The organism is Streptomyces sp. NPDC055078 (assembly GCF_053607985.1).
Window position 1 is genome coordinate 1 of record NZ_JBSGUP010000394.1, and the last position, 7,681, is coordinate 7,681.

Consider the following 7,681-nt stretch of genomic DNA (forward strand, 5'->3'; position numbering starts at 1 on the left):
ATATCTGGCGTTGACTTTTGGCACGCTGTTGAGTTCTCAAGGAACGAACACTTCCATCGAACCTGTCTCACCAGGCCCTCCGGGCGCTTCCCTTCCGGTCTTGCATCTCCGACTCTACCAGACCAATTCCCAGTTCCGTTTCCGGGACCTGGAATTCAATCCGATGACCGTTGGAGAGGTCTTTTCGCCTTTCGGCGCATTCACTACATTAGCCGAGCCCCAGTGCAACTCATAATCGAGTTCATCGGGATGGAATTTCGGCACGCCGAAAGAGAGCCCGATTGGGGTTCGTCGTAAGTAGTGGGTGGCCGCTCCGGGGTGCTGAGTAGCAGGGCCCGTTTCAAGCGGCTCGGGCTACGTTAGGCGGCGCGCAAGGGCGAGTCAAGTTGCCCTCTTGCGAGGGGTGTGGGCCCGGTAGGGGCTCACCGTGGGGTCGCCGTCGATCCAGAAGCGCCAGGGGTGGTGGGCCCCGTCGCCGCCCACTCCCGTACGGGGGCCGTTGCGTACCTGGTCAGGGCGGGGAGCGCGGCCGGGCAGCAGGGCCAGCGGGGCACTGGCGTCGGCGCAGAGGTCCGTGCCGTTGAGGGCGCGGTCGACACCGAGGGCCGTGGCGAGGCGGGCCGGGCCTTTGGCCAGTTCCTTATCGTATCGGGCTGAGATTCGACGTTTACGGGCCTGCTCTGCGCCGACCAGGACCTCGCCGGCCCGGAGCAGGACTCCGCTCGCCCGGCCCTCGGGGCCGCACACCGCGTTGAGGCAGTGCCACATTCCGTAAGTGAAGTAGACGTAGGCATGACCGGGCGGGCCGAACATCACATCGTTGCGGGCGGTTCGGCCGCGGTAGGCGTGGGAGCCCGGGTCGAGGTCGCCCGCGTAAGCCTCCACCTCGGTGATGCGCAGTTCGATGCGGCCGTCGGCGGTCTGACGTGCGAGGGTGCAGCCGAGGAGTTCTGGCGCGACCTCCAGTACCGGACGGTCGAAGAACTCCCGGGGCAACGGCGTACGGTCGGGGCTCTCGATCATGGCGTCCGAGGGTACCGGGGAACCGGGGACGGTCGCCGCGCGTATGTAGGGGTCAGGACCAAGGAGGAGTTGGACATGGGCTTCAAGAAGCTGCTCGCGAGTCTGGGCGCCGGTGGTGCATCAGTGGAGACGGTGCTCACCGAGGAGAACGTCGTGCCGGGCGGAGTCGTCCAGGGCGAGGTGCGTATCCAGGGCGGTTCGGTGGATCAGCGGATCGAGGGGCTGTCCGTCGGGTTGCAGGCTCGGGTCGAGGTCGAGAGCGGTGACCAGGAGGTCAAGCAGGACATCGAGTTCACCAAGCAGCGGCTCGGCGGCGCGTTCGAGGTCTCGGCGGGAGCGGTGCATGTGGTGCCGTTCGGGCTGGACATCCCGTGGGAGACACCGGTGACGAGCGTCGCCGGGCAGCGGCTCCGGGGCATGGACATCGGGGTGACGACGGAGCTGGAGATCGCGCGGGCGGTGGACTCGGGCGATCTGGACCCGGTCGATGTGCACCCGCTGCCGTCGCAGCAGGGGATTCTCGACGCGTTCATCCAGCTCGGTTTCCGCTTCAAGAGTGCGGACATGGAGCGTGGACACATCCGAGGGACGCGGCAGAAGCTGCCGTTCTACCAGGAGATCGAGTTCTACCCGCCGGAGCGGTACCGGGGGCTGAACCAGGTGGAGCTGACGTTCGTCGCCGATGACCGCGAGATGGACGTCATCCTGGAGATGGACAAGAAGCCGGGGCTGTTCAGCGAGGGCAGCGACTCGTACAAGGCGTTCAAGGTGGGGCACCACGACTTCCAGGCGACCGACTGGGCGGCGTATCTCAACCAGTGGCTCGCCGATGTCGGCGGCCGTCGTAACTGGTTCTAGGCTCGGTCCGGCAGACCAGTACAGCAGCCGAACCGGAGGTTCATCCCGTGACCGAGCCGAAGAGGGCGCCCCTTCCGCACGACTTCCACCCGGAGGTTCCGTCGTTCACGGTGGTGAGCGAGGACATCGAGCCCGGGTCCGTGTTGAAGGACGCTCAAGTCCATGCCAAGGGCAACACCTCGCCGCAGCTCCGGTGGGAGGGGTTCCCCGCCGGGACCAGGAGCTTCGCCGTAACCTGCTTCGATCCGGACGCGCCCACCGGCAGCGGATTCTGGCACTGGGTGCTCTTCGACATTCCGGCGTCGGTGACGGAGTTGCCCGCGGGTGCGGGCAGCGGGTCGTTCGAGGGGCTGCCCCCGGGCGCCGTCCAGGTCCGTAACGACTACGGGTCGAGGGACTTCGGCGGCGCGGCCCCGCCCGCCGGGGAGAATCACCGCTATGTGTTCACGGTGTACGCGGTGGACAGCGGGAAGCTGGGGCCGGACGCGGATGTGTCGCCCGCTGTGGTCGGCTTCAATCTGCGGTTCCACACGATCGCCCGCGCGCAGCTGATCGGTGAGTACGAGGGTCCGCCGGCGCACTGAGCGTTCGCCCGTTGTTTGCCCTGCTCTGGTCTTGGAGAGATCAGAGCAGGGCAGTTTTTTGTCTGCCGGGGCCTGGGGCGCCCCGGAGAGACGATATTGCGTTGTCCATCTCGGCGCGCCCGGCCAGAGTTGATCCAAGCCCAGCGCCCGTGGCGGGCCGGGCCGGCGAACGGGAGGTGGGCGGGATGCGGGACACGCTGGTACTGAATGCGAGCTTCGAGCCGCTGTCGACGGTGACGCTGAACCGCGCGGTGGTGCTGGTGCTTCAGGACAAGGCCGTCGTCGAGCAGGCCCACCCGGGACTCCGTATGCGGGCCGCCGCGGTCGATCTGCCCGTTCCCCGGGTGATCAGGCTGTGCCGCTATGTCCGGGTGCCCTTCCGAAGACAGGCACCGTGGTCGAGGCGGGGTGTGCTGGTGCGGGACCAGCACCGCTGTGCCTACTGCGGCAGGCGGGCCACGACCGTGGACCATGTGGTGCCGAGGTCGCGAGGCGGTGCGGACAGCTGGCTGAACACGGTCGCGTCCTGCGCCGAGGACAATCACCGCAAAGCGGACCGTACGCCGGAGCAGGCCGGGATGCCGCTGCTGCACGAGCCGTTCGTACCGTCTCCGGCGGACGCGATGCTGCTGGGGATGAAGGTGGGCGAGCGGTCGGTGCTGCCCGAGTGGCTCGCGGCGCGGCCCGCAGCGTAGCCGGGTGGAGAGGTGAGGTGGAGCCCGCTCACGTCGGTGCGACGGGAGCGGGCTTCGGTGTGTCAGCCGAAGCGGCGCAGCAGGAGCTGCACGATCGCGACGGTGCCGACGGCCACGATGATGGCGCGCAGTGCGGTCGGGGGCAGCCGGCGGCCTATCTTCGCGCCCACCTGGCCGCCGATGGTGGAGCCGATCGCGATCAGGAGGACGGCGGTCCATTCGAAGTCGGCGACGAAGAGGAAGAAGAGCGCGGCGACGCTGTTGACGACGGCGGCGAGGACGTTCTTGACGGCGTTGATGCGCTGGAGGGTCTCGTCGAGCGTCATGCCCATCAGGGAGACGTAGATGATCCCCTGGGCCGCGGTGAAGTAGCCGCCGTAGACGCTGGAGAGCAGCAGACCCAGGGACAGGAGCGGGCCGCCGTCGGGGTGGGCGACGGTGCCCTTGCGTTCGCGGCGGCGCTGGACGGCCCGGGAGATCCGGGGCTGGAGGACGACCAGGACGAGGGCGAGGGCGACGAGGACGGGCACGATGGTCTCGAAGGCCGTCGACGGCAGTGTCAGCAGGAGTACGGCTCCGCAGATGCCGCCGACCGCGGCGACGGCGCTGAGGCGCAGGACGCGGCGGCGCTGGCCCTTGAGTTCCGCGCGGTAGCCGATGGCTCCGCTGATCGCGCCGGGGATCAGGCCCAGCGCGTTGGAGACGGTCGCGGTCACCGGGGCCAGGCCGGTGGCGAGGAGTACCGGGAAGGTGATCAGGGTCCCCGAGCCGACGATGGTGTTGATGGTGCCGGCACTGACACCCGCGGCGAAGACGGCGAGCATCTCCCAGATGGTCATGCTGACGCCCTCCATGATCGGTGCCGGATGCACCGATCATGCCCGACCGGGGGTGGGCGTCAGGTGACCGGGGGCTCCTCACGGCGTTCCGAGCCGGTGTTGAAACCGGGCATCCCGCCGCCGAGGTTGCCGAAGGCGCCGGAGAGGCCCTTAAGGGCGTCGCCGATCTCGCTGGGCACGATCCAGAGCTTGTTGGCGTCGCCCTCGGCGATCTTGGGGAGCATCTGGAGGTACTGGTAGGACAGCAGCTTCTGGTCCGGGTCTCCGGCGTGGATGGATTCGAAGACGGTACGGATGGCCTGGGCCTCGCCCTCCGCGCGCAGGGCCGCCGCCTTCGCCTCGCCCTCGGCGCGCAGGATGGCGGACTGCTTCTCGCCCTCGGCGGTGAGGATCTGCGACTGGCGGATGCCTTCGGCGGTGAGGATCGCGGCGCGCTTGTCGCGGTCGGCGCGCATCTGCTTCTCCATCGAGTCCTGGATGGAGGTGGGCGGCTCGATGGCCTTCAGCTCGACGCGGTTGACGCGGATGCCCCACTTGCCGGTGGCTTCGTCGAGGACTCCGCGCAGGGCGGCGTTGATCTCCTCGCGGGAGGTCAGCGTCCGCTCCAGGTCCATGCCGCCGATGATGTTCCGCAGGGTGGTGACGGTGAGCTGCTCGATGGCCTGGATGTAGCTGGCGACCTCATAGGTCGCGGCGCGGGCGTCGGTCACCTGGTAGTAGATGACGGTGTCGATGTTGACCACCAGGTTGTCCTGGGTGATCACCGGCTGGGGCGGGAAGGGGACGACCTGCTCACGCAGGTCGATGCGGTTGCGGATGGAGTCGATGAACGGGACGACGATGTTCAGTCCGGCGTTCAGGGTGCGGGTGTAGCGCCCGAAGCGTTCGACGATGGCGGCGCTGGCCTGGGGGATGACCTGGATCGTCTTGATCAAGGCGATGAAGACGAGCACCACCAGAATGATCAGGACGATGATGATCGGTTGCATCGCGTTCCCCAAGCCCTTCGCTGCCGGATGTTTCTGATGATCGAGTTTTCCAGACCATACGCCTGCGTGTGGCGCCTTCCGCCCCGTTGTCTCGGATCAGGGGTTACATCACGACAGCTGTGGCGCCGTCGATCTCGACCACATCGACCTGCTGGCCCGCTTCGTAGGTCATTCCGGCGTCCAGGGAGCGCGCGGACCAGATCTCGCCGGCGAGTTTGATACGGCCGCCGTCGGCGTCCACCCGTTCCAGGACGACTGCCTGACGGCCTTTCAGCGCGTCGACTCCGCTGGCGAATTGCTGGCGTCCGGCCCGCTGGCGGGTGGCGATCGGACGTACGACCGCGATAAGGGCGACGGAGACCACGGCGAACACGAGCACTTGGGCGACGACTCCGCCGCCGAGGGCCGCGACGACCGCCGCGGCGACAGCTCCGGCCGACAGCATTCCGAACTCGGGCATGGCCGTCATGACGAGCGGAATGCCCAGTCCGACCGCGCCGATCAGCCACCACACCCATGCGTCGATTTCCACAAGGTCATGGTAGGTGCGCGGCTCGGGTCCCGACAGGGGGCAGGGGTGGGTCGGCACGGGCCGGAAGCGGATTTCGCCGTACCGTCAGGGGGTGCTGTGAGCTGTGGGTGTGGTGCGGTACGGGTGTTCTCGGCCGTGTCCTCAGCCGGTGTTCCCGGACGGTGGTCTCGGCCGGTCTCAGCCGAGCGGGAGGCCCTGGGCGGTCCAGCGGCGGCCGTTGCGCTCGACCAGCAGCGGGAGGCCGAAGCAGAGCGAGAGATTGCGGGAGGTCAGTTCGGTCTCCATGGGGCCCGCCGCCAGAACCTTGCCCTGCCGGATCATCAGGACATGGGTGAAGCCGGGGGCGATCTCCTCGACATGGTGGGTGACCATGATCATGGAGGGGGCGTACGGGTCGCGGGCGAGGCGGCCGAGGCGGCGCACCAGGTCCTCGCGGCCACCGAGGTCGAGACCCGCCGCGGGCTCGTCGAGCAGCAGCAGCTCCGGGTCGGTCATCATCGCGCGGGCGATCAGGGTGCGCTTGCGCTCGCCCTCGGAGAGCGTGCCGAACCTGCGCTGGAGGTAGTCGGACATGCCGAGGCGGTCGAGGAAGGCGCGGGCGCGCTCCTCGTCGACGGCGTCGTAGTCCTCGTGCCAGGTGGCGGTCATGCCGTACGCGGCGGTGAGGACCGTCTGCAGCACGGTCTGGCGCTTGGGCAGCTTGTCGGCCATGGCGATTCCGGCCATGCCGATACGGGGACGGAGGTCGAAGACGTCGACGCCGACGCCGCCGAGGCGCTCGTCGAGGATTCTGACCGTGCCGGAGGTCGGGAACACATAGCTGGAAGCGATGTTGAGGAGAGTCGTCTTGCCGGCGCCGTTGGGGCCGAGGATGACCCAGCGCTCCCCTTCCTTGACCGACCAGGAGACGTCGTCCACCAGAGCGCGTCCGTCGCGGACCACGGATACGTCCACCAGCTCCAGTACATCGCTCATGAGCGCGTTGTCTCCCCATGCAATCGTCTTGAGGTGTGTGGAGGCTCTGTGTGCCTGTGGGCACAGCCCCCAGGGAAAACCTACGCCACCGGCCGAGTAACCCCGTCCCCCGGTCCGATCCTTAGCCGGGTCCTTAGTCTGTGTGCATGCTTTCGGAACCACGATCAGGTCGGCTGGCCGCATGGGGGAACGCTCTGCTGGCCGGGATTGCATCACCGGACGACGCGGCGCTCGCGATCGTCGGTGACGACGCGGTGCACCGGGTGGAGGGGCTGCCGGGTGAGGCGGGCCCGGTCGGGCTCACCCTGGCGCTGGGGCGGCTGCGGCTGCTGGGGGTGACCGGCTGGCGGGTCGCGCTGCCCGCGCCGGGGCATCCGCTGGGGCTGAGCGGGCCCGCCGAGTTCAATGCCCGGGCGCTGGACGCGGCGGAGGCCGTCGTCGGCTACGGGGCGGGGTACGGGCTGGTGCCGGAGGTGACCGAGGCGGGGTCCGGGCCCGGTGCCGCCGATGTCCATGTCGAGGTCGTCTGGCGCTGTCTGCCGGTGCGGCAGGCGCCGCCCGCGGATGTGCCCTCGCTCGGGGAGGCCGAGCGGGAGCTGGCGGAGGCGCTGCGGGAGGCGACGGACGCGCTGTCGCGGATCGATGTGGCGGCGTCCGGGCCGGTGGCGGAGGCGGCGATCGACGCGTACCGGGCGCGGACGGAGCGGGGGCGCTCGGCCCTGGCACCGGGGTATCCGCCGCGGGCGGTCCGGGTGCTGGAGCTGGCCCAGCGGGTGGGGCTGCTGGTGTCGATGGCGTACGAGAACGGGGACGGCGGTGCGGTGAGCGCGTCGGAGATGGGGGCGAGGGGGGAGGTGCTGCGGGGCGTGGAGCGGGTGGCGAGGAGGGCGAAGGTGGCGGCGTACAACGCGTGGGTGGAGGAGCGGGAGCGGGGGTAGGGGCTTGCGCCTTGGCAGGCGCCTGGGCCTCTGTGCCGGGTTGGTGGCCGCCGGCCCCGTCTCGGGCTTTGCGCCGTGCGCTGTGCGCCGTGAGCCCCGGCCTCCGGTCCCTGGCGTTTAGGCCCTGCGGCCTGGGGCATGGGCGTTGGCCCGGGTCCTTGGGGGGGGGCCGCCCCCGCCCCCCCGGCGGGCGCCACCGGCGGGGGGGGGGTTGGGGGGGGCCCCCCCCCGGGGACCCGGGGGGGCGG

The 7,681-nt window shown here is 69.4% G+C and carries 9 protein-coding genes; 4 read left to right on the forward strand and 5 right to left on the reverse strand.

Annotated features, from left to right (window positions below; all coding sequences use genetic code 11):
- Positions 1-381: 381 nt before the first annotated feature.
- Complete coding sequence (locus ACWF94_RS27100; RefSeq protein WP_453493764.1) at positions 382-1,023, reverse strand: DNA-3-methyladenine glycosylase; 642 nt, start codon at positions 1,021-1,023, stop codon at positions 382-384.
- A gap of 75 nt (positions 1,024-1,098) precedes the next feature.
- Between ACWF94_RS27100 and ACWF94_RS27105 the strand changes: the two genes are divergently transcribed.
- The 3 genes from ACWF94_RS27105 (at position 1,099) to ACWF94_RS27115 (ending at position 3,160) form a co-directional block, all read left to right on the forward strand.
- The gene (locus ACWF94_RS27105) at positions 1,099-1,881 is read left to right on the forward strand and encodes a sporulation protein (RefSeq protein WP_453493766.1); all 783 of its coding nucleotides are present in this window, start codon (positions 1,099-1,101) and stop codon (positions 1,879-1,881) included.
- Between the two features lie 47 nt (positions 1,882-1,928).
- Entirely contained in the window at positions 1,929-2,465 is a 537-nt protein-coding gene (locus ACWF94_RS27110; protein ID WP_453493769.1) for a YbhB/YbcL family Raf kinase inhibitor-like protein, read from the forward strand.
- A gap of 185 nt (positions 2,466-2,650) precedes the next feature.
- The gene (locus ACWF94_RS27115; RefSeq protein ID WP_453493772.1) at positions 2,651-3,160 is read left to right on the forward strand and encodes an HNH endonuclease; all 510 of its coding nucleotides are present in this window, start codon (positions 2,651-2,653) and stop codon (positions 3,158-3,160) included.
- Between the two features lie 62 nt (positions 3,161-3,222).
- On the opposite strand, the gene ACWF94_RS27120 is transcribed toward ACWF94_RS27115, so the two are convergent.
- The 4 genes from ACWF94_RS27120 to ACWF94_RS27135 form a co-directional block, all read right to left on the reverse strand.
- The gene (locus ACWF94_RS27120) at positions 3,223-3,999 is read right to left on the reverse strand and encodes a sulfite exporter TauE/SafE family protein (protein WP_453493775.1); all 777 of its coding nucleotides are present in this window, start codon (positions 3,997-3,999) and stop codon (positions 3,223-3,225) included.
- Positions 4,000-4,058: 59 nt separating this feature from the next.
- On the reverse strand, positions 4,059-4,988 hold the full coding sequence (locus ACWF94_RS27125) for an SPFH domain-containing protein (RefSeq protein ID WP_453493778.1): 930 nt from the start codon (positions 4,986-4,988) through the stop codon (positions 4,059-4,061).
- Between the two features lie 103 nt (positions 4,989-5,091).
- Entirely contained in the window at positions 5,092-5,520 is a 429-nt protein-coding gene (locus tag ACWF94_RS27130) for an NfeD family protein (RefSeq protein WP_453493781.1), read from the reverse strand.
- A 177-nt stretch (positions 5,521-5,697) separates the two neighbouring features.
- A complete protein-coding gene (locus ACWF94_RS27135; RefSeq protein WP_453493784.1) occupies positions 5,698-6,495 on the reverse strand; it encodes an ABC transporter ATP-binding protein in 798 nt (265 codons plus the stop codon).
- Between the two features lie 146 nt (positions 6,496-6,641).
- Between ACWF94_RS27135 and ACWF94_RS27140 the strand changes: the two genes are divergently transcribed.
- Complete coding sequence (locus tag ACWF94_RS27140; RefSeq protein ID WP_453493787.1) at positions 6,642-7,433, forward strand: hypothetical protein; 792 nt, start codon at positions 6,642-6,644, stop codon at positions 7,431-7,433.
- Positions 7,434-7,681 lie beyond the last annotated feature (248 nt).